Origin of the sequence: Haloarcula amylolytica JCM 13557, from assembly GCF_000336615.1 — an archaeon.
In the GTDB taxonomy this organism is placed as follows: domain Archaea; phylum Halobacteriota; class Halobacteria; order Halobacteriales; family Haloarculaceae; genus Haloarcula; species Haloarcula amylolytica.
The window spans coordinates 106,088-131,843 of record NZ_AOLW01000007.1; the positions used below are offsets into that span (position 1 = coordinate 106,088).

The 25,756-nt window shown below is 62.8% G+C and carries 25 protein-coding genes and 5 tRNA genes; 14 read left to right on the top strand and 16 right to left on the bottom strand.

Annotation, left to right across the window (positions count from 1 at the left end; all coding sequences use genetic code 11):
- Positions 1-61: 61 nt before the first annotated feature.
- The 4 genes from C442_RS02760 to C442_RS02775 all read right to left on the bottom strand — a co-directional run bounded on the left by C442_RS02760 (position 62) and on the right by C442_RS02775 (position 2,453).
- The gene (locus C442_RS02760) at positions 62-631 is read right to left on the bottom strand and encodes a hypothetical protein (protein WP_080504271.1); all 570 of its coding nucleotides are present in this window, start codon (positions 629-631) and stop codon (positions 62-64) included.
- A 73-nt stretch (positions 632-704) separates the two neighbouring features.
- Positions 705-1,346 carry a class I SAM-dependent methyltransferase gene (locus tag C442_RS02765; protein WP_008307655.1) on the bottom strand — a complete coding sequence of 214 codons (642 nt, stop codon included), beginning with the start codon at positions 1,344-1,346 and terminating at the stop codon, positions 705-707.
- Between the two features lie 322 nt (positions 1,347-1,668).
- Positions 1,669-1,742 (bottom strand) — tRNA-Phe (locus tag C442_RS02770).
- Between the two features lie 637 nt (positions 1,743-2,379).
- Positions 2,380-2,453, bottom strand: a tRNA-Val gene (locus C442_RS02775).
- Between the two features lie 97 nt (positions 2,454-2,550).
- On the opposite strand from C442_RS02775, the gene C442_RS02780 reads away from it, so the two are divergent.
- The 3 genes from C442_RS02780 (at position 2,551) to C442_RS02790 (ending at position 5,723) form a co-directional block, all read left to right on the top strand.
- Complete coding sequence (locus C442_RS02780; RefSeq protein ID WP_008307656.1) at positions 2,551-3,138, top strand: DUF192 domain-containing protein; 588 nt, start codon at positions 2,551-2,553, stop codon at positions 3,136-3,138.
- Between the two features lie 39 nt (positions 3,139-3,177).
- Positions 3,178-5,100 carry an ABC transporter ATP-binding protein gene (locus C442_RS02785; RefSeq protein WP_008307657.1) on the top strand — a complete coding sequence of 641 codons (1,923 nt, stop codon included), beginning with the start codon at positions 3,178-3,180 and terminating at the stop codon, positions 5,098-5,100.
- Positions 5,101-5,282: 182 nt separating this feature from the next.
- Positions 5,283-5,723, top strand: a complete 441-nt coding sequence (locus tag C442_RS02790; RefSeq protein WP_008307658.1) for a hypothetical protein — start codon at positions 5,283-5,285, stop codon at positions 5,721-5,723.
- A gap of 20 nt (positions 5,724-5,743) precedes the next feature.
- On the opposite strand, the gene C442_RS02795 is transcribed toward C442_RS02790, so the two are convergent.
- From C442_RS02795 to coxB, 3 genes are read right to left on the bottom strand one after another with little or no spacing between them, the layout of a single operon-like run.
- Positions 5,744-6,010, bottom strand: a complete 267-nt coding sequence (locus C442_RS02795) for a cytochrome C oxidase subunit IV family protein (protein WP_008307659.1) — start codon at positions 6,008-6,010, stop codon at positions 5,744-5,746.
- A 4-nt stretch (positions 6,011-6,014) separates the two neighbouring features.
- A complete protein-coding gene (locus tag C442_RS02800; protein ID WP_008307660.1) occupies positions 6,015-8,585 on the bottom strand; it encodes a cbb3-type cytochrome c oxidase subunit I in 2,571 nt (856 codons plus the stop codon).
- Positions 8,582-9,379 carry a cytochrome c oxidase subunit II gene (coxB, locus tag C442_RS02805; RefSeq protein WP_049942781.1) on the bottom strand — a complete coding sequence of 266 codons (798 nt, stop codon included), beginning with the start codon at positions 9,377-9,379 and terminating at the stop codon, positions 8,582-8,584. Before coxB ends, C442_RS02800 begins: the two co-directional genes overlap by 4 nt.
- A 117-nt stretch (positions 9,380-9,496) precedes the next feature.
- Between coxB and C442_RS02810 the strand changes: the two genes are divergently transcribed.
- Positions 9,497-10,021, top strand: a complete 525-nt coding sequence (locus C442_RS02810) for a DUF6789 family protein (RefSeq protein WP_008307662.1) — start codon at positions 9,497-9,499, stop codon at positions 10,019-10,021.
- A gap of 26 nt (positions 10,022-10,047) precedes the next feature.
- Here C442_RS02810 and C442_RS02815 read toward each other — a convergent pair whose 3' ends face one another.
- The 4 genes from C442_RS02815 to C442_RS02830 all read right to left on the bottom strand — a co-directional run bounded on the left by C442_RS02815 (position 10,048) and on the right by C442_RS02830 (position 13,237).
- The gene (locus C442_RS02815) at positions 10,048-10,935 is read right to left on the bottom strand and encodes a DUF4399 domain-containing protein (RefSeq protein WP_008307663.1); all 888 of its coding nucleotides are present in this window, start codon (positions 10,933-10,935) and stop codon (positions 10,048-10,050) included.
- A gap of 231 nt (positions 10,936-11,166) precedes the next feature.
- The gene (locus C442_RS02820; RefSeq protein ID WP_008307664.1) at positions 11,167-11,613 is read right to left on the bottom strand and encodes a DUF5790 family protein; all 447 of its coding nucleotides are present in this window, start codon (positions 11,611-11,613) and stop codon (positions 11,167-11,169) included.
- A 105-nt stretch (positions 11,614-11,718) separates the two neighbouring features.
- Positions 11,719-12,816, bottom strand: a complete 1,098-nt coding sequence (locus C442_RS02825) for a DUF7544 domain-containing protein (protein WP_008307665.1) — start codon at positions 12,814-12,816, stop codon at positions 11,719-11,721.
- A gap of 73 nt (positions 12,817-12,889) precedes the next feature.
- Positions 12,890-13,237: a dihydroneopterin aldolase family protein gene (locus tag C442_RS02830; RefSeq protein WP_008307666.1), complete on the bottom strand. Its 348-nt coding sequence runs from the start codon at positions 13,235-13,237 to the stop codon at positions 12,890-12,892.
- A 74-nt stretch (positions 13,238-13,311) separates the two neighbouring features.
- Here C442_RS02830 and azf point away from each other — a divergent pair, with 74 nt between their 5' ends.
- Complete coding sequence (gene azf, locus C442_RS02835) at positions 13,312-14,085, top strand: NAD-dependent glucose-6-phosphate dehydrogenase Azf (RefSeq protein ID WP_008307667.1); 774 nt, start codon at positions 13,312-13,314, stop codon at positions 14,083-14,085.
- A gap of 110 nt (positions 14,086-14,195) precedes the next feature.
- Here azf and C442_RS02840 read toward each other — a convergent pair whose 3' ends face one another.
- From C442_RS02840 to C442_RS02855, 4 genes are all read right to left on the bottom strand, one after another.
- The gene (locus C442_RS02840) at positions 14,196-14,420 is read right to left on the bottom strand and encodes a hypothetical protein (protein WP_008307668.1); all 225 of its coding nucleotides are present in this window, start codon (positions 14,418-14,420) and stop codon (positions 14,196-14,198) included.
- 117 nt (positions 14,421-14,537) lie between these two features.
- A complete protein-coding gene (locus C442_RS02845; protein WP_008307669.1) occupies positions 14,538-15,098 on the bottom strand; it encodes a diadenylate cyclase in 561 nt (186 codons plus the stop codon).
- Positions 15,099-15,201: 103 nt separating this feature from the next.
- Positions 15,202-15,810, bottom strand: coding sequence for a DUF309 domain-containing protein (locus C442_RS02850; protein WP_008307670.1), 609 nt, complete (start codon positions 15,808-15,810; stop codon positions 15,202-15,204).
- A 167-nt stretch (positions 15,811-15,977) separates the two neighbouring features.
- Positions 15,978-16,050: transfer RNA gene (locus tag C442_RS02855), tRNA-Arg, on the bottom strand.
- Positions 16,051-16,308: 258 nt separating this feature from the next.
- Here C442_RS02855 and C442_RS02860 point away from each other — a divergent pair.
- The 4 genes from C442_RS02860 (at position 16,309) to C442_RS02875 (ending at position 19,816) form a co-directional block, all read left to right on the top strand.
- The gene (locus C442_RS02860; RefSeq protein ID WP_008307671.1) at positions 16,309-16,656 is read left to right on the top strand and encodes a hypothetical protein; all 348 of its coding nucleotides are present in this window, start codon (positions 16,309-16,311) and stop codon (positions 16,654-16,656) included.
- A gap of 192 nt (positions 16,657-16,848) precedes the next feature.
- Positions 16,849-18,315 (top strand): single-stranded DNA binding protein, encoded by a 1,467-nt coding sequence (locus tag C442_RS02865; protein WP_008307672.1) that lies wholly within the window; start codon positions 16,849-16,851, stop codon positions 18,313-18,315.
- A 55-nt stretch (positions 18,316-18,370) separates the two neighbouring features.
- Entirely contained in the window at positions 18,371-18,808 is a 438-nt protein-coding gene (locus tag C442_RS02870) for a histone (RefSeq protein ID WP_004515366.1), read from the top strand.
- Positions 18,809-19,816 carry a histone deacetylase family protein gene (locus C442_RS02875; protein ID WP_008307674.1) on the top strand — a complete coding sequence of 336 codons (1,008 nt, stop codon included), beginning with the start codon at positions 18,809-18,811 and terminating at the stop codon, positions 19,814-19,816.
- Here C442_RS02875 and cca read toward each other — a convergent pair.
- Entirely contained in the window at positions 19,795-21,231 is a 1,437-nt protein-coding gene (gene cca / locus C442_RS02880; RefSeq protein WP_008307675.1) for a CCA tRNA nucleotidyltransferase, read from the bottom strand. The genes C442_RS02875 and cca overlap by 22 nt on opposite strands.
- 95 nt (positions 21,232-21,326) lie before the next feature.
- Between cca and C442_RS02885 the strand changes: the two genes are divergently transcribed.
- The 5 genes from C442_RS02885 to C442_RS02905 all read left to right on the top strand — a co-directional run bounded on the left by C442_RS02885 (position 21,327) and on the right by C442_RS02905 (position 25,745).
- Positions 21,327-21,399: transfer RNA gene (locus tag C442_RS02885), tRNA-Asn, on the top strand.
- 183 nt (positions 21,400-21,582) lie between these two features.
- Positions 21,583-21,657: transfer RNA gene (locus tag C442_RS02890), tRNA-Ile, on the top strand.
- Positions 21,658-22,027: 370 nt separating this feature from the next.
- Complete coding sequence (locus C442_RS02895) at positions 22,028-24,028, top strand: hypothetical protein (RefSeq protein ID WP_152418424.1); 2,001 nt, start codon at positions 22,028-22,030, stop codon at positions 24,026-24,028.
- Entirely contained in the window at positions 24,028-25,032 is a 1,005-nt protein-coding gene (locus C442_RS02900; protein ID WP_008307677.1) for a hypothetical protein, read from the top strand. The genes C442_RS02895 and C442_RS02900 overlap by 1 nt, the downstream gene beginning before the upstream one ends.
- Complete coding sequence (locus C442_RS02905) at positions 25,029-25,745, top strand: DUF6339 family protein (protein ID WP_008307678.1); 717 nt, start codon at positions 25,029-25,031, stop codon at positions 25,743-25,745. The genes C442_RS02900 and C442_RS02905 overlap by 4 nt, the downstream gene beginning before the upstream one ends.
- Positions 25,746-25,756 lie beyond the last annotated feature (11 nt).

Sequence of the window (25,756 nt, forward strand, 5' to 3'; positions counted from 1 at the left end):
CGCCGACGCCGGCCACCCGTGTCCCTGCCGTCTGCCGTCGGCCGGCACCCGCTCTGGTCCGCTAGTACCGGGAGAAGTTCTCGTCAGGGTATATCCCCTCGTCGGTGATGTCAACCACGTCCAGCGTCGCCAGCCGACTGAGACGGTCCGCCGCGTCACCCTCGTCGACGCCCAGTTCCACCGCCCGCGCCAGCACGCGGTCGCGGCTGGGTACGGACTCGATGAAGCCGTCGCTGTCCGTCTCTGTCGCCTCTGCGATGATCGCCTTCAGGATGGCCCCGTGTTCCCGCTTCGACGGCGTGGTGCTGTCGCCGGTCCAGTCCACGCTCAGCGTCCCGTCCTCGTTGACGTGGGAGACGACGAACCCGTCCGGCAGCGCTTCCGTCACCGCCGCCACCAGCGCCGCCCGGTCGAGCCGCGCCTCGAATCGGAACCGCTTGCCGTCCTTGGACTGCCCGAGACTCCCGACGTTCGTACCTGCTTCCCCTATCGCCTCCGAAACCGCGTCGGCAAGCCGGTCCTGTACTGCCGCCGCGACGGCGTCCCGCTCCGCACCGAGGGCCGCGAGTTCGTCGGTCAGGGTCGCGTGGCGCTCCATCTGCTCGTGTGCTGGCTCCTCTGTCATACCCATGCCACTCGTCGCCACGGAATTACCTGTTCCGGCGGCTGTGTCGAACCGACCGGGGCGACGCAGCGGTCGCCGCCTAGTCGCCTGCCGTCGCGGTCCCGCGAGCGAACTCGCGAATCGGCCAGATACCAATCGTCGGCGTCGTACACTCGCTCAACTGAAGGTGATCTGATGCCTCGATCTTCGGCCGAAGACGCCGATTCAGGTGGCAGTTACCGCCGATTCTGCGCCACAGCGGCGTCAACAGGTCTTGACTCCGGCCAACCCACCCGTCCGATCGGATGTGGTCCAGAAACCGGAACTCCCCCTCGGGTCGGAGCACTCGGGCAATCTCCGCGAGCATCGGATCGATAGTCGGTACTGAACAGCACACCCCACACTCGACAACGTAGTCGAAGGTGTTGTCACCGTAAGGCAGCGTTTCGCCGCGGCCACTGACCAGCGCCATCTCGACTGTGCTGTCCGCGATTTTCTCCTCTGCCCGCTGCCACATCCCCGGGTCCGGCTCGACGGCGTGGAACGATGCCGTCCCCTCGGCCTCGGACTCGTAGTACGGCAGCATCGGCCCGGTTCCGGGGCCGATTTCGAGAACTGTCCCGTCCAGTCCAGCCGCCAGATACTCCCGATGCTCCGGAACCTGACACCGCTCGAAGTACCACTGTACGGGGTCGTAGAGTGCCGCAACGACTGGATGGAACTGAATATCACCCCCGGCCATGACCTTGTTTCGTCACTGATTCCACTGTACAAATATGTTCGGGTCCCCCCACCCCTCAGCAGGTGATGCGTAGACACGGTCACAAAGAACCCACGTACCATGACGAGCGAGGTACGTTACAGTCTCACCGGACGCTACCGGCGGGACCGTCCGGCTATTCCCCCACTTTTTGCGACGAGTGGTTCGCTTTTAACGAACTGGAAAAAGATGGTATGTCGCTTCTCGGATTGTGACCCACGCCCTGAAATGCTCGCTGTGCCTTTCTGGTCTCGCTCAAATCTGCTTGGGGCTGTGTTCACTGCTCATTTTGTACGCAGGAAAATGCCGCCTCCCGGATTTGAACCGGGGACAGCTCGATCTTCAGTCGAGTGCTCTCCCAGTCTGAGCTAAGGCGGCGTGCACTCCAAGCGATGACGAGGGTAGAAAAAAGCATTTCGAAAGCGGGCGCAGGTTCTGTGGGATCGACCGGGCGGTTCGACCGCCGATTACGGGAGGAACAGGTCCGCGCTGTCGAACGTCTCGCCACAGTCGTCGCATTCGTACTCAGTGCCGTTGGTCGTCGAGACGTGCCCGCTGCAGGCCGGACACGTCGAGCCATCTATCATGCCACGCACTACCACCACTCCGGATATATGGATTACGGGCGACTATCAATCGAGATAGATGCCCTGATATCTGGGCCACGATGTTGCGCGCGACTGGCCGGAATCGAATCCACAGGGACCATCCGCTCCTCACGTCCGTTCGTCGCAGGATGGGTCCGGGCGTCCTCGTGAGCGAAGCGAACGAGGGATCGGGAGAGCAGTGCTCTCCCGGCGGATTCGAACCGAAGGAAGACTCACTGCGTTCGTCTTCCAGGGTTCGAACCGCCCGGCCGCATCACACACGCGGCGCTCGTCAGTGAGCGCCGCGAGAAGTTCAGTGGGTCCGGGCGGATTCGAACCGAAGCCAGACGTGCTCACTGCGTTGCGCGCGACTGGCAGGAATCGAATCCACAGGGACCATCCGCTTTTCACGTCCGTTCGTCGCAGGATGGGTCCGGGCGGATTCGAACCACCGGCCTCGGCCTTGTAAAGGCCACGTCATAACCAACTAGACCACGGACCCGTATGCCACCGTTTTCCATCGGCAGGAATAACGCTTTCTCTCTCGGTCGACAGTGGGCACCGACAGTATTACCCACGGCCTGCCCCTCACACGGAGTATGCAGCGCCCTGCCGTGGTCGTCCTGGGACTGGTCGGCCTGCTCGTCGCCGCTGCCGTGGTCCTCCAGACCGGGCTCTGGGTCGAGGTGCTCGGGACCGGCGAGTACGAGGAGGGCACAGTGACGGTTCGGGAGGGGTCGGACGCGGCGTCGCCGACTGCAACACAGCCCGCGACGGATGCTTCGACGCCGGAGACGACCATCGCGGCCCGTGAACAAGAGGCTGGGGAACCGCTGGGCACGGTCGAGGTTCGCATCGCACAGACGTTCGACCAGCGGTACGTCGGCTTGAGCGAGACGGCGTCGCTCGGACCCAACGAGGGGATGCTGTTCGTCCACGACGAGGCGGGCCAGCACACCTACGTCATGCGGAACATGTCGTTCCCGCTCGACATCATCTTCATCGACGCTAACGGCACCATCACCACCATCCATCACGCGTCGCTCCCGCCGGAGGGGACCAGCGAGAGCGGCCTGACGGGCTACGAGGGGCGGGGCAAGTACGTCCTCGAAGTGAACCGCGGGTGGACGAACCACACCGGCGTCGAGGTCGGCGACCGGGTCGAACTGCCGCCCGAAGCCACGTAGCCCGACGGCCTTTTGCGGGTTCGGTCCCTGAATCCGATAATGGATTTCGACGCGGGTTCGGACGACGACGTGTTCGAGGATGCCAGAGAACGCGTCGATCAGCCGATGCTCCGCCTCTTTACTGACTACGGTCGGGGCCAGTGGGGGGCGTTCGTCGTGGGCCTCTTCAGTTCTATCGTGGCTCGGATGCTGGACCTGCTGCCGCCGCTCCTCCTGGCGCTGGCTATCGACGCCATCTTTCTGCAGGAGGCCGAATACGGTCTCTTCCTAGTCCCGGACACTTGGATTCCCAGCGGGCAAGGCCCACAGCTCTGGCTCACCGCCGGCATCATCGCCGCCTCGTTCGGTATCGGGGCTGTTTTCCACTGGAGCCGGAACTGGGGCTGGAACAAGTTCGCCCAGCACGTCCAGCACGCCGTCCGGACGGACACCTACGAGACGATGCAGCGGCTGAACATGGACTTCTTCGCCGACAAGCAGACCGGCGAGATGATGTCGGTGCTGTCGAACGACGTGAACCGGCTGGAGAAGTTCCTCAACGACGGGCTCAACTCCGCCTCGCGGATGATAATCATGGTCGTCGGCATCGCCACGTACCTGTTCTACATGAACTGGCAGCTGGCGCTGGTCGCGCTGTTGCCCGTCCCGATTATCGCCGTGTTCACGAAGCGGTTCATCGACGTCATCCAGCCCAAATACGCCGAAGTCCGCTCGACGGTCGGCAAACTCAACTCCAGGCTCGAAAACAACCTCAGCGGCATCCAGATAATCAAGACCGCCAACACCGAGCCCTACGAGGCCGACCGGGTCGAGGACACCTCCGAAGACTATCTGGACGCCAACTGGGACGCCATCGAGACGCGAATCACGTTCTTCCCCGGCCTCCGGCTGGTCTCGGGTATCGGCTTCGTCGTCACGTTCATCGTCGGCGGGCTGATGGTCACCGGACAGGCCCCCGGGCCGCTGACGGCGAGCCTCTCCCGCGGGCAGTTCGTCGCCTTCATCATCTACACCCAGCGGTTCGTCTGGCCAATGGCCCAGTTCGGGCAGATAATCAACATGTACCAGCGGGCCTACGCCTCCGCCGAGCGCGTGTTCGGGCTGATGGACACGCCCGGCCGCCTCGAAGAGGCCGAGGACGCACCGCCACTCGACGTGACGGAGGGCCGGGTCGAGTACGAGGACGTGTCCTTCAGCTACGACAGCGACGACGAGTCGGTACTCTCGGACATCTCCTTCGAGGCTGCGGGCGGCGAGACGGTCGCTCTCGTCGGCCCGACCGGTGCGGGGAAATCCACCGTTCTGAAGCTCCTGCTTCGGATGTATGACGTTGACTCCGGTACGGTCCGAATCGATGGCCAGAACGTCAAGGACGTGCAGATCCAGAGCATCCGGCGGGCCATCGGCTACGTCAGTCAGGAGACGTTCCTGTTCTACGGCACCGTCCGCGAAAACATCGCCTACGGGACGTTCGACGCCACCGACGAGGAAATCGTCGCCGCCGCGAAAGCCGCCGAGGCCGACCAGTTCGTCCGCAACCTCCCCGACGGCTACGACACGATGGTCGGCGAACGCGGCGTCAAGCTCTCAGGTGGCCAGCGCCAGCGCATCGCCATCGCGCGGGCCATTCTGAAGGACCCGGAGGTCCTCATCCTCGACGAGGCGACCAGCGACGTCGACACGGAGACGGAGATGCTCATCCAGCGGTCGCTCGACGACCTGACCGCCGACCGGACCACGTTCGCCATCGCCCACCGACTCTCGACGGTGAAAGACGCCGACACGATTCTCGTCGTCGAGGACGGCCGCATCGTCGAGCGCGGGACCCACGACGACCTGCTCGCCGCGGACGGCCTCTACGCCAACCTCTGGGCGGTCCAGGCCGGCGAAATCGACGAACTCCCCGAAGAGTTCGTCGAGCGTGCGATTCAGCGACGGGCGCGGACGGATGCCGACGACTGAAGCGGCGAGGACTCCTTGTCCGAGCCGTCAGTGGTCGGCATTGGCTGATGACTGAACCGGCGAGAACGCTATTCTCGAGCCGTCGAGCGTCGGCAGTTACCGACGACTGAAACGGCGAAAACGCCGTCTTCCGGCCGGCCGGGCACAAACGATTATTACGCATTGTCTTGTAATGGTCTCACATGGCAACCGCGTACCTCGCTAGCACGGCACTAATGGGCGTGTTGGTGATGGCGGTGGTCGCATGGATGGTCCGCGGGCGCGGCTGGTATCAGTACAGTCCGGGGGCGTCGACGAGCAGCCGGTCCCCGGCGTTCGACCGCGAGAGTCGCTTCACGGAAATGGCTGACCAGCCGATGGTCTGGGTCGCCGCGTTCGCGGTGCTGGTCGTCGGCCTTCTGGTCGGCGTCGTCGCATCCATCTCCGGCCCCGTCGAGACGCAGGCAACAGCGGGGCTGGCGGTCGCTGTCGTCGGCGGGGCGGGCCTCTGTGGCTACCTGCTGTTTGGCGTCTACCTGTCGGCGACGCGACGGGGACACCCCCGCTCGCTGGCCGTCGCCGAATCTGCGACTGTCGCCGGTGTGCTCTTTCTCATCGCCATTGGCTTCCAGCTGGTGGCCTGATTTTCAGGTTGTTTGGCCGGTCACAGTATCGAGTATGCCGCTGCGCCGGTCAGCGCGAGCGCGGCGACAGTCCCGCCGAGGACGAGGTACGTGACGGCGCGTGGTTCCCAGCGCAGGTGCTGGTAGTACGCGGCAACGCCCACGGCCTTGATCACCGACAGCACCATGATGAGCGCGAAGGCGGCCCAGTAGGCGCTGTCGACGAGGCCGGCGAACTCGACGACGGCCTGTGCGGTCGCGAAGGCGAACAACACGACGTATATCACGGTGTAGCCTTTCCAGTCCATTGTTCTAGAGGATGTAGAAGAGCGGGAACAGGAACAGCCAGACGATGTCGACGAAGTGCCAGTACAGGCCGAAGTACTCGATGGCCCTGTCGTCGCCCTGGTAGGCCCCGTTCCAGGCCCTGATGGTCATGTACGCACAGATGATGAGCCCGATGGTGACGTGGGCGCCGTGGAGCCCCGTCGTCAGGTAGAACGTCGACGACGCGATGTTCGTCGAGAGGCCCCAGCCGTTCGGGAACGCCTCCGTGCTGATGTGGAACAGGTGCTGCCACTCCAGTCCCTTGTTGATGAGGAAGCCGACCCCGAGCGCGAACGTCCCGACCAGCGCGGCGACGGTCCCGCGCTTGCTCTCGCGCTCGGCGGCGACCATCGCCAGCACGACGAGGAAACTTGACGTGAGCAACAGGTACGTGTTGATGAGACCGGGCATCGTCACATGTTCGGCCGGGATGAGGTCGTGGTGCCAGGCCGTCCAGCCGTAGGCGACCCGGACGAAGGCGTAGGAGCCGATGAAGGCACCGAACAGGACGATGTCGCTGGCGAGGAACGTCCACATCCCGAGTTTCATCTTCTCGACGCGCTCGAAGGGCCACCGCTCGGCGATGGCCATCTCCGGCGCGTGGAACGGCTCGCGGGTCATCCCGACGAGCGACCCGAACGTCGCAACCCCGCCGACGGCCGCCAGCGACAGGTAGAACACGCTCCCCGTCCGCACGCCCGACAGCCCGAGGAAGGCGATGAACCCGCCGAGGCTGACGAGGAACGGCCAGAAACTGGCGTGGCTGGCGTGTTCCTCGCCAGCGGTCTCGTGGGCCGGCTCCATCGCGGTGGCCGTCGCCGCGGCCCTCGCTGTCACCGCGCCGCCGTCCGTCGCGGTCCCGCCGTCGGTCGCCGCGTGGCCGTGGGCCGCGGCTCCGGGCGCGCGCTCGGTCCGCTCCGTGACCGTCTCGTCGTCGAGGAACTCCAGCTTGCCGGTGGCGTAGCTCGGGACGCCGGGGAAGTTCTCCAGCGGCGGCGGCGAGGAGACGGCCCATTCGGCGGAGGTGGCGTACTCCCAGGGGTTCGGCCCGACGTCTTCGCCGCGCCAGAGGCTCATGAAGAGGTTATAGAACATGATGAGGAAGCTCGCGCCGAGGATGAACCCGCCGGCGGTGGCCATCGAGTGCCAGATCTGCAGGCCGTCGGGGTAGACGAACACGCGTCGCGGCGTCTCCCAGGCGATGAACATCGGGAAGTACAGCAGATTGAACCCGAGGAAGTAGACGCCGAACTGTATCTTCCCCAGCGTCTCGTTGTACATCTTCCCCGTTATCTTGGGATACCAGTAGTAGAGGCCGCCAAAGAGGGCTGTCGCGCCCGCGACCATCACGTAGTGGAAGTGGGCGACGACCCAGTAGGTCCCGCGGAACTGGTAGTCAAGCACGATTGCGCCGAGGAAGACGCCGGTGATGCCGCCGATGATGAACAGGATGAGCGCGCCGAGCGAGAAGAGGAACGGCGTGGTGAACCGGACCCGGCCCTTTGCCATCGTGTAGATGAGCGAGAACACCATCAGGTCGAAGGGCAGCGAGATGCCGATGGTCGTCGCCATGAAGATGGTCTTGATTGGGAGGTTGATGCCGGTCAGGAACATGTGGTGCATCCAGACGACGAAGCTCTGGAGCGCCACCAGCACCATCGAGATGATGAACCACTTGCGGCCGACCAGCCGGCGGCCGGTAAAGGTCTGGAAGCACTCGGCCATCACGCCCAGCGCGGGGAAGAAGACGATGTACACCTCCGGATGGCCGAAGAACCAGAACAGGTGCGCCCAGAGCAGCGACGCACCCGGGTTGTCCGCGTCGGTCGCCATCGTCGTCCCGTCGATGGAGTACTGGAAGTAGGTCGTCCCGAGGATGTGGTCGGAGGCGAGTATCATCAGCGCCGCCAGCAGCGCCGCGAAGGCGAACAGCATCATCCAGACGGTGAGGTTGATCGACAGCGAGAAGATGGGGATATCTCGCATCCGAAGGCCTTCGGCACGCATGCGGTACATCGTCGTCAGGAAGTTCACCGACCCCAGCGTCACCGCGGCGGTGAACATGATGAGCGCCAGCACGACCGATGTCGCGCCCAGGCCCTCGCCGGGGATGTACGCCGGCGTGTTCAGCGGGGCGTACATCGTCCACCCGCCCGCGAAGGTAGTCCCCTGGAAGAAGGAGACGCCCATCAGGATGCCCGAGAACAGGTACAGCCAGTACGACAGGGCGTTCAACCGCGGGAAGGCGAGGTCGTCAGCGCCGATCTGCAGCGGGACGATGTAGTTCGCGAAGCCGAAGGCAAACGGAGAGATGAACCAGAACACCATCAGCAGTCCGTGGGTCGACACCGCCTGGTTGTACCCCATCGACCCCAGCAGGTCAGCGCCTGACGAGATCAGTTCCAGGCGAAACAGCAGGGCGAGGACGCCGCCGAAGACCAGGAAGAACAGCGCAGTGATGAGATACAGCACGCCGATGTCCTTGTGGTTGGTCGTGAGGAACCACCGGCTGACTGATGATTTGGGCGGCAGGCCGTGTTCGTGCTCCTGGCTCATGCGGGCGCACCTCCGAGGGCGGTCGCCTCAGCCGTAATTCGTTGGTCCGTTTCGGCAGCGGTCGCCGTCTCGTTGCCGCCTGCATCTGTCTCGTTTGTCTCCGCGTACCACTCCTCGTACTCGTCCTGTGGCATCACAACCACATCTGTCGTCATCAGCGAGTGGCCGCTGCCACACAGCTCGTAGCACTTGGCGGCGTAGGTCCCCGTCTCGTTGGCTGTGAACCAGGCCGACGTGTACTGGCCTGGGACGGCGTCGGTCTTGACTCGCAACTCCGGTATCCCGAAGTTGTGGAACACGTCCGTCGCGGTCACCTGTAACCTGACCACCCGGTCCTGTGGCACGTAGAGCGTGTTGGTCGTGTGCCCGTTCGGGTACACGAAGTCCCAGCCGAACCGGTATCCCTCTACGTCAATTTCCAGCGCCTCCTCTTGAGCCAGATCGGGCCCCTGCTCGATGTACAGCAGTTGCGAGTACGTCCAGGCGATGAGCGAGACGACGATGATGGCGCTGATGCTGAACGAGTAGAACACCTTCCGGCCACCCGCGCCGCCGGTCGGCATCTCCCCCATTTCGGGCCGTTCGACCTTGTCGGCGTACGGGTCCGTTCCGGCCCCGTCGTCGCGGTACTTGAGCGCGTGGTACATCGTGTACGCCACGACGACCACCCCGACGGCCGTTCCCAGCAGCAGGAACACCTCGAAGATCTGGTCGAACACCGCACTGGGTGCCCTGACGTCGCCACCGTGCAAGGGGAACACAACCGTGGCGTATGTTATCAAGGATACCGCCATTTCTTCATGATTCTTCCCACCTTGTAATAGGTATTGCGGACAGATTTCTGACATCTGTCCTTCGCTGGCCTAACGTGTGCGGGAACTTTTTTATCTACTGCCATGTTACAACACACCATGGAAGACACGTCACCCGGCGTCGAGGACCCGCCTATCAACGACGACGGCCTCACAGAGGTCGAGGAGTTCGATAGCCTCGCCGGGATTCTCGCCGACGGTGTCGTCGGTGCTGCCGGCGGGCTGGTCGGGACAGCGATGATGTCCGTCGTCTTCCTCATCGCCCAGTCACTGGGCGCGTTCAGTCTCGACGACTTCGCAATCCTCACCGAGCTCGTGGGCCTGACCGGCTACGTCCCGGAGGTACTGTTCGGCTTCTTCATCTTCCTCGGCGGCGGGATGTTCCCGTGGCCGCTACTGTTCGCTTCGCTGAAAGCGTACCTCCCGGGCCAGTCCGATCCCGTCAGCGGCGCGTTCTTCGGCGGCGCGATGTGGACCGGATTCGTGCTCGCCTTCTACACCGACCAGTCCGGACTTACGCTGGTGCTGTACGCAGTGTTGACGCTCGTCGCCCACGTCGTCTACGGCATCGGACTCGGCGCGGTGTTCAACTACTTCTCGACGCGCCCGGACTCTATCGTCTGAGGCCGAGGAACGTCTGAAACTGCGGGCTATTCCGTCGTTACTGTCTCCGACGCGGTGAGCGTCGTCGCACGGTGTGTCGCGGATGCGACCTGGAAGTGAACGGTCTGCTCGCCGGCCTCGTATGCATCGCCCAGTTGCTCGGCGAGGTCGAGGCTCCCGCTCGTCGAGCCGTCGCCGTAGTGGACGTGTCGCGCATCGTTTGGGATGACCTCGCCGGTCGGCACCGGATCGGTGTTGACGATCGCGTGCAGATGGCCCGTATTCGACGTGATACCGTCGCTGGTGGGGCCGATGGTGTAGTTCTCGGCGGTGGCTTCCCAGTCAACCACGCTCCCGTCGACGCTCGTCTCGACACTGAGGCTGGCCTCGTCGCTGACGGTCAGGCTGACGCTGTCGGTCAGTGCCATCGCCGTGTGTGCGCCGTCCCCCAGTTGGAGGTGGAGCGTGTGCTCGCCGGGGTCCAGTTCCAGCACGCCGTCTCGCTGCCCGGTCCTGTAGTGGATGTGGGCGTCGTCCGTCGGAATTGTCTCGCCCGGCGTTACAGGGTCGGCGTCAACGATGATGTGGTAGTGCCCGGCCCCGCTGGTCACTTCCCCGGCTTCTTCGATGGAGACGCCGTCGGCGATGGCCTGCCACTGTACCGAGGGGCTCGTGAGGGTCGCGCCAGTATCCGGGACTGAAAAGGAGACGCTGGCGTCCTGTCCAACGCCGTTCCGATACGCCCCGGTCTCCGCTTCTGTGGTGTCGGTATCCCCGCCGTTCGATGGCTCTGTCGCCATGCTATCGGTTCCGTCTGTCCGGATAGGTGTCCCCGCGCCGCCGCCCGACTGTTCCTCGCTACAGCCCGCGAGACCGGTCGCTACAGCAGTCGAGACGCCACAGACGAACGTTCGGCGTGTGAGTCTGTCGTCCATATCGCGTGGCCGGAACTGTTGCTCCACGAACACTTAAGTGCTCGACCGGCCGTAAATACGGCTTTGGATAGAATGTCACACCGGTTGCCAGGCACCGGTCGGACCTGTTTCTGTAGTCAACTACACCGAAACCGGGACTTGCGGGACAAAAGTCGCTGGACGACGCAAGCGATGCGCTGGTGACCGGCGGAGAACGCGGTGTGCATTCGCCGGAACGTGGTTAGCTTGCGCTCAGGCTTCGGCTTCCGCGTCGGCGTCGCCGTCCGCCTCCGCGTCCGCCCCGTCTTCACCCTCGAACTCTTCGAGCGTGCTTCGGAGCTGTGGGATCGTCGCGGTGAGGTCACCGATCTGCTCGCGAGCGTCGTCGACGTCGTCGATGAGGTCGGCGATGGTTTCGATTTCCTCGGCGAGGTCATCGGCGTCCTCGAAGGCGTCGGCGCGTTCGCCCATCGTGTACCACTTCTTCGCGTCGCGGAGGTGGTCCTCGGCGTCGCCCACGTCGAGTGCCGTTTTGAGGGAGTTCAGAACGCCGAGCGTGTTGTCGGCCTCCACGTCCCAGACCGAATCGGCCTCGGGGAGCGCGTCGCGAGCCTTCGCGAGCGACTCCTCGACGTCCGTGCGCATTTCATTGGCCGCCTCGCCGAACAGTTCGTCGTCGTCCAGACTTGACTGACTCATACGGAGACGTTGGTGCGGTGAGGGATTAAAAGCCCGCCTGAAAGTGAAAGTGAAACCGCAGGACGTGACCGGTCGGTAATTCCTGAAACCGAAAAGCGGTTGTGGCTACTCAGCCCGGATGGCCGAGCGCACCTCGGGAATCGGGTCCATGTCTGCGTCGATGTCACCCAGCACGAGCATCGCGTAGTACCGCAGGAACGTCGTTAGCGGGACCTGTATGAGCGCACCGATAACGAGCAGGACCAGCAGCCCCAGCAGCCCGACAACCCCGGCCAGGACCACGCCGACGGAATTCTGGAGCGCGAGATACAGCGCAAACGCAACGAGCCCGAACGGGATCAGAACGACGATAAATGCGATGATGCCGAGAATCGCGCTGACGATACCGACACCGATCTGGAGGACGATGGAGAAAAACAGGTAGGCGAGGTACTGCTTGGGGTGGCGTTTCATCGACCCCCAGAGCCGCGACCAACCGGAGAGGACGCCGTCATCGTCCGCCGTCATCAGCGGGACGACAAACACCGTGGTAAAGCCGAAGACGATACCGTAGCTTATCGCGAGTACCGCGAATACGGCGATGAACAGTCCCGATAGCGCGAGGGCGCTCGACATACCGACGTTTGCGGCTTCGCCACCGAGCGCGAGGAAGAACACTGCTGCACCGATCACGAGCGCGATCCCGAGCCAGATAACCCCGAGGACAAGCCGAAACAGGAACAGCCGTATTCCGTTCCCGACGTGCTCGCTGAAGTACCGGCGGACGTGTATCTCGCGGTCGATGAGCGCCTGGGTCAACACGAACTCCATGAAGTTACTCAGGATGCCGTACGCGAATGCCAGCAGGATGAACAGGCCGATGACGGCGAGCACAAGGAGCCCAGCCCCGGCGAGTAGTTCGTCCGGTGCGCCGGACGGGACGCCGGGCTCGGAGACTTGCAAGGCGAGGTTCCCGGGCACGGACATCACAGTTTCAAGCGGCGCGGCCAGTTGAAACTCGCTTCCCGGGCCGCTGGGACCGCCGTTCCCGCCGAAATCACCGAAGTTGCTGAACGACTGGACGTTGTTCAGTCCGACACCACCGCCACCGATGAAGAACACGACGAACGCCATTCGGAGCCACGTTCCCTTCTCGAACGGGAATAGAAACGACTTCGTCGCGTCGATTGCGTCGTCGATATCGTCGACTGCGTGGAGGGCCATATCGGAAGTCTCACAGCCCGCTCTGGTAAAATTTTCGGGCCTGTGTCAGTGATTCAGGCTCCCGTCTGGTCATTCACTCCTGCACTGCGTCGACCTGCATCAGCGGGTAGCCGTCCTCCATCGCCATGCTTGTCTCGACCGTGACGCCCTCGTATTCGATGCGCATCTCGACGTCGATGAACCGCCCAGTAAGTTCGGTGTAGTCCGCCCCGCCCTCGGCGATAGCGTCTTCCAGCGCCTCTGTTCGGACGCTGACGGTGACCGCCTCACAGAACGGCTGGTTCTCGATGGCTTCCTCCATCGCCGCCGCGAGCGAGTCGGCGCTGGCCGGGCTGATCGGGGTGCCGGCGAACTGGTGATACAACGACCCGAACTTGACGCCCGCTTCGAAACACGCCTCCTGCGGAGCTGTGGGTTCCATATGCTCGGTCCGGCTGGGCGACACAAAAGCGAACCGCAAGCTACCTATTGCGTGCGACGTATCGTCTCATACGAATGGACGACCCGGTTCTGCTCACCGGCGCTGGCGGCGCTGTCGGGGCGGCCATCCTCGAAGGCCTCGAGGACGCCTACGAGTGGAAACTCATGTTCCACAGCCCACCCGCCGAGGAGCCCGACCACGAGTACCTCGTCGGGGACGTGTCCAGCGAGGGCGACGTGGCCGCGGCGATGGACGGCGTCAGCGCCGTCATCCACCTGGCCGGCGACCCCCGGCCCGAAGCCCCCTGGGACTCCGTCCTCGAAAACAACATCGACGGCACCCAGAAGATGTACGAGGCCGCTGTCGACGAGGGCGTCGAGAAGTTCGTCTTCGCGTCCTCGAACCACGCCGTCGGCTCCTTCGAAACGGACGAGCGCACGCCCGAGATGTACCGCCCGGACGACCAGTACCGCCTCGACGGGACGGAACTTCCCCGCCCCGGCAACCTCTACGGCGTCTCGAAAGCCACCGGCGAGGTGCTGGGCCGCTACTACCACGACCAGTACGGGCTCTCCGTCTGCAACATCCGTATCGGCAACCTCACGCGGGGCCACCCGCCGATAGACTACGAGCGCGGGCAGGCGATGTGGCTCTCCTACCGGGACTGTGCTCACATCCACGACTGCGCGCTCCAGGCCGACTACGAGTACGAAATCGTCTACGGGATCTCCGACAACGACCGCAAGTACTACTCCATCGAGCGCGCGAAAGAGGTACTTGGCTACGACCCACAGGACAACTCCGCGCACTTCGACGGCGAAGAACGCGTCGCCGAACCGGAACCGTAGCGCCGTTACCGGCGTCAGTGAGCTTTTGCCGCCTGCGCCGATACGGTAGCGTCTCCGAGCAACAGGCTGGTTCGAATCGTCCAGTCGCTCTGTCGGACACCAGTCCGGTTCTATTCGTCCGAAGAAACGATCCCACTCGCTTCGTCTGTTATCTTCTCCGAGATGGGGCCGACGCTCGCTCGCTTCTCGCCGATCGTGGCGCCGACGAGTGCGCCGAGCGCGGCACCACTACTCGCAGCACTTTTACTGAACAGCCCACCGATTCCAGCACCGACGGCAGCGAAAGCGGCAGCGTTCTTGGCACGACTCCACGCACGGATAAGGCGGGACTTCATGTCTCCATCTATTCGGAGTGTTGACATAAGTGCGTGGGTTGGGACACGAACCCAGCAAAAACGCCCGTATCGAAGCCCGTCGCCGAACCGGAGCCGTGGCGGGCACACCACGGACCGCTACCACTTCTCGCCGAGGACGTCGTGCTGCCGGTCCTCGTAGGTCCCGTCTCGAAAGACAGTGACCCGCCCGTTCTCCTCGCTCAGCGTCACCACTGCAAACACGGCGTCCCGAGTGGAGGTCTCCAGCGCACTCATGTGTCGTGTCCCCATCCAGTCAGCATACGGAAGCTGGTCGACAGTTTCCGCCTCCGCTTCAGTCAACTGCGTGAGCCGAACCATCGATGGTCTGACTGTGCCGTCACTGCGGACGACAACTGCGCCGTCACACGCAACCGCAACCGACTGGGCCGCCTCGAACAGCGCCCCGGACTGGTCGAACACGCTCGGGCAGTCCTCGACCGGCCACCGGTTCGACCCCATCGGGTCGGAAAACGCCGTCGTCGGGTCGCGCTCGATGACGACGTACAGCCCCGGCCCCCGTACGTGAGCGTCGTCCCACCGGTCGAACGCCAGACTCACGTCCTCGACACAGCCCCTGATTCGGTCGAGAACAGCACTCTCCGGGGCGGCCTCTCTCTCCGCGTCTGCGGGACTCGGACGTTCAATCGAGTCGCTCATTCGGTCGTCTGTCGGTTGGGCCGCCACGGGCATAGTCGGTGCGGATTTCCGGAAAATCCGTTGTGTTGATTAAATGGGTAACCAGCCAGTCAAGCGGCCCGAGCTACTCGAACAGCCCCCGCACGTCGTCGTCTTTCTGCTGTTCCAGTTCGACGTGGTCCCGGAGCCGCTGGTAGACGACGGGGCGCTGGTCGCGCTCGCGCACGAACGAGAACAACATTCCGACGAACTGCGAGCCGCCGTCGCCGTCGAGTTCATCTCGCGCGCGGTCAACAGCGTCGTCGATGACTTCCTCGTCGTACCGGCCAGCCTCCGCCAGTACCTCGGCAGCGATGGCAGTCGCGTCGAAAGCAAGCGCATCGTAGCCAATCGCTTCGCCATCGTGGATCATCGATGGCGGGTCTGCCGCTGCGTGGTGCGGGTCCGCCGCCGTCGCCGCGAGGAACGACCGGACCCTGTCTAGCGCCACCTCGCGGTACGGGTCGGGTAGGCCGTCGAGGTACTCCGTCGCGCTCTCGGCCAGTCCCCGCGCGCCCGACCAGTTCTCCTCGCTAGCGTGGTGGACGACCGCGGTGAACTGGATGAGACCGTGCAGAAACCGCTCGTCGTCACCTTCGTCGAGGTCTAGCCAGTACGCCTCCCACGCGTCGTGAGCGGCGTGGTAGCGACCTTCGTTGTACACTGCGATGCCGGCACGGAGATGGTCGCGCACACGGTGCGTTGGATTCGCGGTCGGAAAACCACATCGGCGTCTGTGCAAAGTTTCGACAGCGAGACCGTATTACCGTCGCTCGGCGGTTTGCGTCGGTAGAACCGTTCGGACGGAGTTCCACACGAGCATCGCGAGCGTGGAGCACGTCCAGTCGTGAACGGAGTGAACGTCCGGACGGAGATTTGAACTCCGGTCCCTGGCTCCGCAAGCCAAGAGGATAGTCCACTACCCTATCCGGACTCATTTCCAGAGAGGGTGGTGCACCTAAAAAGGGTGACGGTTCGCGTGCCGTCACGCGACGAGTAGGCACACTTCGCTACAACGCTGGTTTGAGCGACCGGGAGTATCTTTCAACTGGACTACATTCGGGCGAATATGAAGCGGCGACAACTCCTACGATACGGTGGTCTCGGTTGTTCAATAGCGCTCGCTGGCTGCTTTGGTGGGGCGCCCGGTAGCGGGGAAACATCCACAGAGGGTGCGAGTGAAACCCCGAGTGTGAACGAGACAACATTCAGCGTCACCCAGCGACAGTCCGGGTCACAGACGAGTTCGGCAACGGTGGCTTTCGACGGCGATCAAGTCGTCGTCGAAGGCACTATCTGGGGATCTGACGGGTGCAAAACGGCCGACCTAACAGACGTTACGTACGATTCGAGTGTCGATGAACTGCACATCAGTGTTGGGACGAAAGATAAACCGGACGCTGGCGATGTGTGTACGCAGGCCATTATGGAAATCAACTACCGGGCGACGGCGACGTTTGAGAACGGGCTCCCCGGTACGGTGTCTGTGTCGCACGACACCGGCGACGGCCAGAGCCCTGTGACAACAGCGACACGCTAACGGCTGCCCACGACCCTCTCAACACGGTGGCATAACAGTGCCCGCTGTCGGACCCGCGGACGAGGGTTTATATCCCATCCCGTGACCACCTTCGAGTAATGGACGGGAGACCACCGAAATCGACCGACAGCGGCCGTTCGCTCGCCCAACGACAACGCTTAAGCGCGCCCCAGCCCAGCGTCCCATAGATAGATGGGTGCGATAGAGGACATTTACGAGGACTTAGAGACGGACGTCCCCGAGGAGGAGTTCCGCGAGGCCGTCGAGGAGAAGGTCGAGCAGATGGGCGGGCTCGCCGACGAGGAGACGGCCGCGATGCTGTTGGCCCACGAGCTCAACGAGAACGAGGTCAACGCCATCGCCGATATCGAACCCGGGATGGACGAGGTGAAGTTCCTCGCCAAAGTGATGGCCGTCGGCGACCTGAAGACCTTCGAACGCGACGAGGAGGACGAGGACGGCCGGGTCATCAACGTCGAGGCGGCCGACGAGAGCGGCAGCCTCAGGCTCGCTTTCTGGGACGGCCAGGCCGTCGATATCGACGAGGGGAAACTGGAGGTCGGCGACGTGCTCCGGGTCAAGGGTCGGCCGAAGGACGGCTACAACGGGCTGGAGGTGTCCGTCGACAAGGCGGAGCCGGACGAGGACGCGACAATCGACGTGGAGCCGGGCGCTGGCTCGTCAATCGACGCGCTGACGATGGGTCAGTCCGACGTGACGCTGCGCGGGCTCGTCCTCGACACCGATACGATCCGGACGTTCGACCGGGACGACGGCAGCGAGGGCCGCGTCTCGAATCTCACACTCGGCGACGAGACGGGGCGCATCCGGGTGACGCTGTGGGACGACCGAGCCGACCGCGCCGAGGAACTCGACGCGGGCGCGGCCGTCGAAATAATCGACGGCTACGTCCGTGAGCGGGACGGCTCGCTGGAACTCCACGTCGGCGACCAGGGGGCCGTCGACGAAGTGGAAGACGACGTGGCCTTCGAGCCCGACGCCGACCCCATCGCCGAGGTCGAACTCGAAGAGACGGTCGACATCGCCGGCGTCGTCCGCTCGGCCGACCCCAAGCGGACGTTCGACCGCGACGACGGCAGCGAGGGGCAGGTCCGGAACGTCCGCATCCAGGACGCGACGGGCGACATCCGCGTGGCACTGTGGGGCGACAAGGCGGACAAGGATATCGCGCCGGGCGACGAAGTGCTCGCGGCGGATGTCGAAATCCAGGACGGCTGGCAGGACGACAAGGAGGCCTCGGCGAGCTGGAACTCCACGATTGTCGTGCTCGACGACGGCGCGGACCTGGCGACTGGTGGCGCAGGCGGGGGAGCCAGCGCCGAGACGACCGACGCCGAACACGCTGGCCTGTCCTCCTTCGGAGACGGTGCAGACGACGCTGATACCGACAACAGCGGCGACGGGGCGGCCGCAGTCAGTGCTGGTACCGGCGACACGTCGCCGGACGGTGGCGCAAAGAGCGCCGGCAAGCAGGTGGAGTTCACCGGTACCGTCGTCCAGACCGGCGACCCTGTCGTGCTCGACGACGGCGAGCAGACGATGAGCGTCGAAACCGGCGAGCGCGTGCAGTTAGGGCAGGAGATGACGGTCCGTGGCGAACTCCGCGACGACCGACTCCACGCTGAGGACGTGTTCTGAGTCGCCGAGCGACGCTACGGAAACTCTTAAGACCGCAACACTCCCGGGTTTGGGTATGAGTGTCGAGCTACCGTTCGCACCGGTGGATGCGGTCATTCGGCGGAACGCGGACGGGCTCCGGGTGAGTGCCGACGCTGCGGAGGAACTGGCTCGTCGAATACAGGACCACGGCGCTTCGCTTGCCGTCACAGCAGCCACCGAGGCCACCACGGACGGCCGAAAGACGCTGATGCCGGCCGATTTCGGTATCGAGCAGGTCCCGGAGAAGGACGGCCTCGAACTCCCCGTCGCGCCGGTCGACCGCATCGCACGGCTCGACATCGACGACGACTACCGCGTCGCAATGGACGCCCGCGTCGCCCTCGCGTCGCTCCTCGAAACGTACGCCGACGACACGGCCGCCGCGGCCGCCACGTTGGCGCGTCACGCTGACCGCCGGACTATCAAGGCAGCTGACGTCGAAACGTACTTCGAACTCGCCCAGTACTACTGAATGAACTTCGGCTACCGCGAGGTCTGTCTGGATCACGACACCGGGCCGCGACATCCGGAGAGTCCCGACAGACTTCGAGCGATACGGCGCGCGCTCAAGGAGAACCACGGTGTCGAGTACGTCACCGCCGACGACGCCGACATCGACCTCGTGCGCAAGGTCCACGACGCCGACTACATCGAGGAATTCCGCGAGTTCTGTGACGACGGCGGCGGGAACTGGGACGCCGACACCGTCGCGGTCGAGGAGACGTGGGACGCCGCGCTCGCGTCGGCAGGCCTCGCTGTCTGGGCGGCGGAAGCCGCGCTTGACGGCAACTCCGGCCGCAACACACCGTTCTCTCTGGGCCGACCGCCCGGCCATCACGCTGTGGGCGACGACGCCATGGGCTTCTGTTTCATCAACAACGCGGCCGTCGCAGCACAGGCGGCTCTCGAAGCCGACGCCGAGCGCGTCGCTATCTTCGACTGGGACGTCCACCACGGGAACGGTACACAGGACATCTTCTACGACCGTTCCGACGTGTTCTACGCCTCGATACACGAAGACGGCCTCTACCCCGGTACCGGCGACGTCGCGGAGACCGGCACGGGCGACGCCGACGGCACGAACCTCAACGTGAAGTACAAGCCCGGCGCTGACACCGCCGACTACCTCGCCGCGATCGACGAGTGCATCGCGCCGGCCATCGAGGACTACGACCCCGATCTGTTGCTCATCAGCGCTGGCTTCGACGCGCACGAGCACGACCCGATCTCACGGATGCGCGTCTCGACGGAAGGGTACGGCGCAATGACGGATCGCATGCGCTCGCTCACAGACGCCTGTGACGCTGCACTGGGAATCATCCTCGAAGGCGGATACGGACTTGATACCCTCTCAGACTCGGTTACGACCGTTCACGAAGTCTTCGATGGCTACCAGCCGATGGAGCCGGACGACGACGTCAGCGACGATGCCCGCGACGTTCTCGATGACCTCGCCGATCAGGGCTTCGGCTCGAAGTAGTCCGCCAGATCGACGCCGAAACCGTCGGCAAGCGCTGCAATCTCTGTGTCGACCAGTACCTCGTAGCCGCCCTCCAGTGCCGACTCGATCCGCGGCCCCAGCCCCACGTCGAAGACAGCATCACTCGACAGGAACCCGGTAGCTGTGGTGATCGCGCGTGGCCGCTCGACGACGTAGCGGTCGCCGTCGATGAAGGGGCCGGCCACCTCGGGGTCGTCGTCGTACTTCTCGAAGAACCCGATCGCGTGCTCGCGGACGTGGACCGGCGGCCCTTCGTGGCGCTCGACGGCCGGCCGCTCGGCGACGGCAAATTCGAGCAGCAGGACGGCGTCCCGCTGTGCTGGTGATCCGCTGTCGCCGCCGGCGGTAGCTCTTGCACTGTCGACGGCTCGGCCCCCGTCGTCTCCGCTGCCGTCCTCGACGAATGCGGCCGACCGCAGGACCTCGAACCCTCGTCGGTCGAGTTCGCTGCGGAGCCCATCGAGGGATTTCCGGAGTTGCGGCCAGAGCTGGTCGTCGACCACGTCCGGAGCGACGAAGCGAAGCGCCACCGGCGTTGTTTCCCGCCGTGACACAGCGTCTTCGACATCTGCCGCTACGAGCGGCTCAGGGTGGTCCTCGGTGAACAGCGACGCTCGCGGCTCGGCGAGGAGGTCCCGTGCGTAGTGCTGGAGCCTGGCGACGTTCGTTTCGGACAGCACCGCCGCGACGTTGCGCTCCGGGTCTGTCGGGTCGATGACGACCAGCGGGTCGTCGAACGTCTCGCTCCCGTGGTCCTCGGGGTCCAGCCGAACCGGCGGGTGCCAGTCCGCGACTGCCTCGGCGAACGCCCGGAAGCCGCCGTACTCGAGTACCAGCAGCTCCGTCAGATAGCCCGAGAACCCGCGTGTTCGGAGGTCGCTCCCGTAGACGCCGGTGCCTTTCAGGAACTGTTTTGCCACCCGAACCTCGCCCGCGCTGTCGTCGTCCAGTCGATCCTGCAGATATCTGGTGTGAAACGGCGTCCGGTCGACCGCGGACTGGATCTCGGTGGCGTCCTCGACCGCGTAGCAGGGCACCAGATCCACGGCGTACCCCTCGCGCTTGCCGACGACGTAGGGGTGTTCGGCGTACTCCTCACGCCCATCGGGGAGGACTTCGTGTCCGACCGTCAGCCCGTACTCCTCCAGCTCTTCACGGTCGATAGACGGCGGAAAGCAGACGAACACGTCCACGTCTCGGTCGCCGGCGGTCCACGTTCCACGGGCCGTCGATCCGACTTGCACTACCTCCGCAGCGACCGGCAGGTCGGCGACGGCCGCCTCGGCGTCGGCCATCACCGCGTCGGCGACCCGCTGTAACTGCGCTCGCTCGTCGTCGGTTGGCGAGGCCCGTGCTCGCATCTCCTCGACGACGGCGTCGAACTCATCGCTCATACCGCCGCTTGCGCACAAGTGCGTGAAAGCGTGTCGATGCCGACTGGAAACGAAAGCCCTAATTACCAACTCTGGCAATGATTGGATGCGTTCGCGCCGCCGTAGCTCAGTTGGTAGAGCACCTGGTTGTTACCCAGGTTGTCCCAGGTTCGAGCCCTGGCGGTGGCGTCGTTCTTTCACTCCTAACTCGACGAGCGCTGCGAGTCCGTCGCTGTAGCGTCGGCTTTCGGCCGCTGAACCGATGCACACAAAGCGATGCATGGTCTTTCTGTCCTGTCTCGCTTGCATCTCTGAAACCCCACCACTCCAACCCGACAGGCTAAAGATGCGGACTCATCAACACCATTCTGAGGGCCCTTAGCTTAGTCTGGTTAAAGCGATCGGCTCATAACCGATTGAGCGCTGGTTCAAATCCGGCAGGGCCCATCCACAGTTTGCACGATTGTGAGCTAACGGTTTCGCGCTATTCAGTGCCTGTATCGGCTATTTTCTGATTTCGTTGTGGTCCAGAGCCGTGGACTGGTTCTGGAGTTCATCCATACTATGGATGCGGGCCACTGACGTCCCGCCTTCGCTGATGGCTGATACAGGATTCCTAGATCATCCATCATCGATTGCGTGTGTAGCAAATATGCCTGGGAAAGAACCATCTTAGGCCGGAACCGACCGTTTTCTGTTGAGGCATCTCCTGTATCTCAGATATATTCCGATAACCAACGTTTAATAACGTGTTGTCCATCTGTGGAGTATATGTTCCGAATGCCTGCCATCGATACTCCACTAACTATATTTAAATATGACTGATGTAACGTGGAAGTTTCCAGATCAAGCATCGGGGTTAACCGACTATCATTCGATGCCGACAGAGAAAGCGTTAGACAGCGAGCTAGAGACGTTCGTTCGGGAGGTTCTCCAGAACGCGAACGACCAAGGCTTGCCGAACGACGATCCAGTCAAAGTAACGTTCGAATTCAATCGTCTTACTGGAGACGATCTTGATGAATACCTTGAAGCACTCCAATGGACAGGACAGGCGGACCCACCAGCGAACCTAGAGTGGCACGTTGAACGTGCTATCGAAAACGAGCAAGCCAGAGATCCAGGCCTCCGACGTTTCGTCGATAGTTTCGAAGGTGATGAATTGCTTGTACTCACCGTCCACGACGAGAACACGACAGGTTTGGTCGGAGAAGAAGACGACAGCTCCCAACCGTACGGTGCACTCGTGAAAGACTTCGGGGGTTCGGAGAAATTAGACTCCAGTTCCGGCGGGAGTCACGGGGTCGGTAAGACCGTGTTGTGGGCGTTCTCAAGTATCTCGACGGTGATCTTCAATTCCGGTCCACGCGAAACGATCAGCGCGGATGAAGAACCGCCGCGGTTGATCGGTCGGAGCATCCTCCCGGCACACGACCATGAAGATGCAAATCGGACCTACACTAACCACGGCTGGTTCGGATACGCCGACGACTCAGAGATTGACCGTCTGGGCCGGCCCCCTTCTCTCTGGGACGGGGGCAACGCAGTCTCGGAGCTGGCGGATACCTTACAGGTAGATCGACCGAGCAACGAGACCGGTACAAGTATAGGAGTCGTCGGGTTTCGGATCCCGGGCGAAGACATGCATCCCGAACCCGAAGACCTGTCTGAACAGTTCCGTCACGCCGCTGTGAAACACTTCTGGCCGGCCATCTCTCGAGGTGATCTGGACGTTCGAGTCCGTACGCCGGACGGGGACGAGGAAGTCGCGAACTGGAACGACGCTCCAGGTGTACGCCCGTTCGTCGAGTGTTACTCCCAGTTGTTTGAGGTTGAAACTGACGAGTTGGAAGGCCCAGGATCTGTTGCCAAGACGACCGTCGATATCACTGTCCCAGAAGAGAACGAAGGAGTGTTGGACGCTCCCGACCCAGAGTACGAGACGACCGTCGATCTTCTCATCCGGCAGCTGAACCCGACTGATACTGAAGAATTCGACGAGAGCGACGATCGCGATCTGAGCCGGAACCGGGTCGCGAGACTCAGGGGTGCACAGATGATCGTAGACTACGTGGACAAGAGCAGCGTCGCTGATAGAGGCGACGATTTCGTAGCAGTCCTCGTATGTGGAGAAGCACAGTCACCGAACGGAGACACGCCTACGCCAGAGCAGCGGGCGGTCGAGAAGTTCCTTAAGCGCTCCGAACCGACCCAGCACGACGACTGGCAGGGCAGCAAGAACGACTACCTTAAGAAGCACTATCGCGGTACCATAGTGAAAGAGATCGCAGCGCTGGAAGGAGAACGACTCGAGCGGGCGCTGGCAGAAGTGGTTCAGGAAGACGTCGAATCGGGCGATGGGGTGCCAGACATGGATGATGTCGCGCCAATAATGGGTGGACGGACGAACGACGACGAGAGCAAAGGCGGCGGCCCCGTGATGGACTGGGAAGAGGAACCAGGGACGTGGTTCGACGACGGAAATTGGATGTTCTACGGTAAAGGCGGGCCGATCGACGAAGATCACGGTCCGTGGAGTGTCACGATCACCATCGATCGTTTGGACGTCGATGAGTCGTCTTCGGACTCCATACCGGTCCAATCTGTGAAGCCGCTCTCGCCAGGCGTAGGTATCGTTCAAAATGGCGACTCTGTCACACTAGACGTTGATGAGTCCATCCACGAGATTGAGTTCGAAGGTAGCTCCGAGAAGGTCGTAGACGGTATCGGAGACGTCAGAGAAGCGTTCGAAATCGGAGCGATCACCGAAGCGCGGTTGGACGTCTCGGCCGAGATCGAGACGGAGGACGATTCCTGATGCCCGCGAACACTCGTAGTTCGAAGTCACGCGACGAGTCGATGCCCTACCACTACGCAGACGGATGCCTCCAGTTCGGGATCAACGGCTTCTCATTCGATGGTGGTGACGCCGGGAGTCCGGATTATGACGATAGGACGATCCCTCTGTACGATTACGGAGACTGGTCAGAAGTCACGCTAGAGGGGGACGTGACGATTGGTAATTCTGTTGAGCGTGTCTTCCCCGACGACGAGGGACCACCTTTCCCGGCCGAACTGATCGTGATCGTTGATGCCGAAGAGACGCAGCTCCGTTTCGAAAAGAACGTCGCAGATCCACCTGTCTCAGAGGGGAGTTACGACGTAGAGCTCACGTTAGATAGATCGCTCCTACGTGGAGACGTGGTCATGACACCGCGGTTAGTCAGGACGGAACCGTGTCGGAAAGGACTCCCTTACGCACCGAATGACGGGATGCGTGTGGCAGGTGGTGAGAGCTGGACCGTAGTCGTGGATCATCCCACGAAAGATTCCGATGGGTTTCCATTCGTGTACCGTGACTTCTCACAAGACGGTATGCCCTCGGAAGATCTGGTCCACTCGTTCAGTAAGACCCCGAACCCGAAGATGATGATCAACGACCAGAACGAAAACGTCGTTGACGTCCTCCAGAGCGGTAACACGTACGGGTTCCGACCGAATATGAAACGCCTCCTGAAGGCCGACTTCGGCGTCTCACTCTGGATCCAGCTCGTGGTACTCACCGGGACGACGATCGCCGAAGCAGGTGAGCCGGAGTTCGACTGGCAGGAAGGCGTAGTCGAAGAGATATCCGAATCTGAACTCGGTACACATCTCTTCGACGAGAACGCCGACTACGAGGCTGTCGTCTCGGAACTCGGGGATAGAATATCGGATCCATCGAAGCTCCGTGAACTGATAACCGACCTCTGTGAAGCCGTACAACTCTATCAAGGGTACGCCGAAGATCTTGACTACTTCATCCAGGAGCACTCACCATGACGACGATCCACGTACTGGCCGACTCGGGCCAAGACCTCGTGAAGTCCCACGATAGCTTCCCAGCAGAGGAGGATTCCGAACCGCCTGCGGACGAACTCGAGAACCACCTCCGCACTCTCGAAGTAGACGAGGCGACCATCGACTACGATCGACTGGACGAGGCGATTGAAGCTTCGATGACCGTCTTCGACCTCGGTAGACGGAGACAACGGACTGCGATGGACTCAAACCTCGCCCCGATAGTCCACCAGTGTATCGACGTGCCACCGAGAGTTGCAGCGGTTCCTGGGATGTGGCACTACTTGACCCTCCTCCGGTACCCTGACTTCATCACGTCTCGATGGAGCCAAGACGACGATCTCCAAGAGAAGTTTCTCGGAACTCAGAAGGACCTCTACTCCAATCACCTGGCTCGTCTCTGGTGGGGTGCCCACCTCACTTACGACGAGGAGGAAGATCACTATCTCGCGACCCACCGGCTGTTCAACAAACAGCGCTTGGTGAACTACGTACTCGACAGTTCGTTCCGGCGATACCGACCAGCTGCGATCGCGTTCGCCGAAGAACTCTGGGACGAGAGCGGAAAGAATATCACGAGTATCGCCAAGCGGTTCAACAATTCACTCTCGACGACCCAACTTGAGTCACGCTCGAAAGACCAGATCCGTGACCAGCTCGGGAAAATCCGAAACTACGTCGAAAATACGAACTAAGACTGTCTGAA

What these genes read in the sequence shown, in the direction of transcription:
- coxB (WP_049942781.1), bottom strand. Translation starts at nt 9,379, where the DNA reads ATGGCGGTATCCTTGATAACATACGCCACGGTTGTGTTCCCCTTGCAC.
- C442_RS02895 (WP_152418424.1), top strand. Translation starts at nt 22,028, where the DNA reads ATGACTGATGTAACGTGGAAGTTTCCAGATCAAGCATCGGGGTTAACC.
- C442_RS02830 (WP_008307666.1), bottom strand. Translation starts at nt 13,237, where the DNA reads ATGGAACCCACAGCTCCGCAGGAGGCGTGTTTCGAAGCGGGCGTCAAG.
- C442_RS02840 (WP_008307668.1), bottom strand. Translation starts at nt 14,420, where the DNA reads ATGAAGTCCCGCCTTATCCGTGCGTGGAGTCGTGCCAAGAACGCTGCC.
- C442_RS02825 (WP_008307665.1), bottom strand. Translation starts at nt 12,816, where the DNA reads ATGGCCCTCCACGCAGTCGACGATATCGACGACGCAATCGACGCGACG.
- C442_RS02790 (WP_008307658.1), top strand. Translation starts at nt 5,283, where the DNA reads ATGGCAACCGCGTACCTCGCTAGCACGGCACTAATGGGCGTGTTGGTG.
- C442_RS02810 (WP_008307662.1), top strand. Translation starts at nt 9,497, where the DNA reads ATGGAAGACACGTCACCCGGCGTCGAGGACCCGCCTATCAACGACGAC.
- C442_RS02820 (WP_008307664.1), bottom strand. Translation starts at nt 11,613, where the DNA reads ATGAGTCAGTCAAGTCTGGACGACGACGAACTGTTCGGCGAGGCGGCC.
- C442_RS02870 (WP_004515366.1), top strand. Translation starts at nt 18,371, where the DNA reads ATGAGTGTCGAGCTACCGTTCGCACCGGTGGATGCGGTCATTCGGCGG.
- C442_RS02845 (WP_008307669.1), bottom strand. Translation starts at nt 15,098, where the DNA reads ATGAGCGACTCGATTGAACGTCCGAGTCCCGCAGACGCGGAGAGAGAG.
- C442_RS02760 (WP_080504271.1), bottom strand. Translation starts at nt 631, where the DNA reads ATGGGTATGACAGAGGAGCCAGCACACGAGCAGATGGAGCGCCACGCG.
- C442_RS02800 (WP_008307660.1), bottom strand. Translation starts at nt 8,585, where the DNA reads ATGAGCCAGGAGCACGAACACGGCCTGCCGCCCAAATCATCAGTCAGC.
- C442_RS02900 (WP_008307677.1), top strand. Translation starts at nt 24,028, where the DNA reads ATGCCCGCGAACACTCGTAGTTCGAAGTCACGCGACGAGTCGATGCCC.
- azf (WP_008307667.1), top strand. Translation starts at nt 13,312, where the DNA reads ATGGACGACCCGGTTCTGCTCACCGGCGCTGGCGGCGCTGTCGGGGCG.
- C442_RS02875 (WP_008307674.1), top strand. Translation starts at nt 18,809, where the DNA reads ATGAACTTCGGCTACCGCGAGGTCTGTCTGGATCACGACACCGGGCCG.
- C442_RS02780 (WP_008307656.1), top strand. Translation starts at nt 2,551, where the DNA reads ATGCAGCGCCCTGCCGTGGTCGTCCTGGGACTGGTCGGCCTGCTCGTC.
- C442_RS02765 (WP_008307655.1), bottom strand. Translation starts at nt 1,346, where the DNA reads ATGGCCGGGGGTGATATTCAGTTCCATCCAGTCGTTGCGGCACTCTAC.
- C442_RS02905 (WP_008307678.1), top strand. Translation starts at nt 25,029, where the DNA reads ATGACGACGATCCACGTACTGGCCGACTCGGGCCAAGACCTCGTGAAG.
- C442_RS02865 (WP_008307672.1), top strand. Translation starts at nt 16,849, where the DNA reads ATGGGTGCGATAGAGGACATTTACGAGGACTTAGAGACGGACGTCCCC.
- C442_RS02795 (WP_008307659.1), bottom strand. Translation starts at nt 6,010, where the DNA reads ATGGACTGGAAAGGCTACACCGTGATATACGTCGTGTTGTTCGCCTTC.
- C442_RS02785 (WP_008307657.1), top strand. Translation starts at nt 3,178, where the DNA reads ATGGATTTCGACGCGGGTTCGGACGACGACGTGTTCGAGGATGCCAGA.
- C442_RS02815 (WP_008307663.1), bottom strand. Translation starts at nt 10,935, where the DNA reads ATGGACGACAGACTCACACGCCGAACGTTCGTCTGTGGCGTCTCGACT.
- cca (WP_008307675.1), bottom strand. Translation starts at nt 21,231, where the DNA reads ATGAGCGATGAGTTCGACGCCGTCGTCGAGGAGATGCGAGCACGGGCC.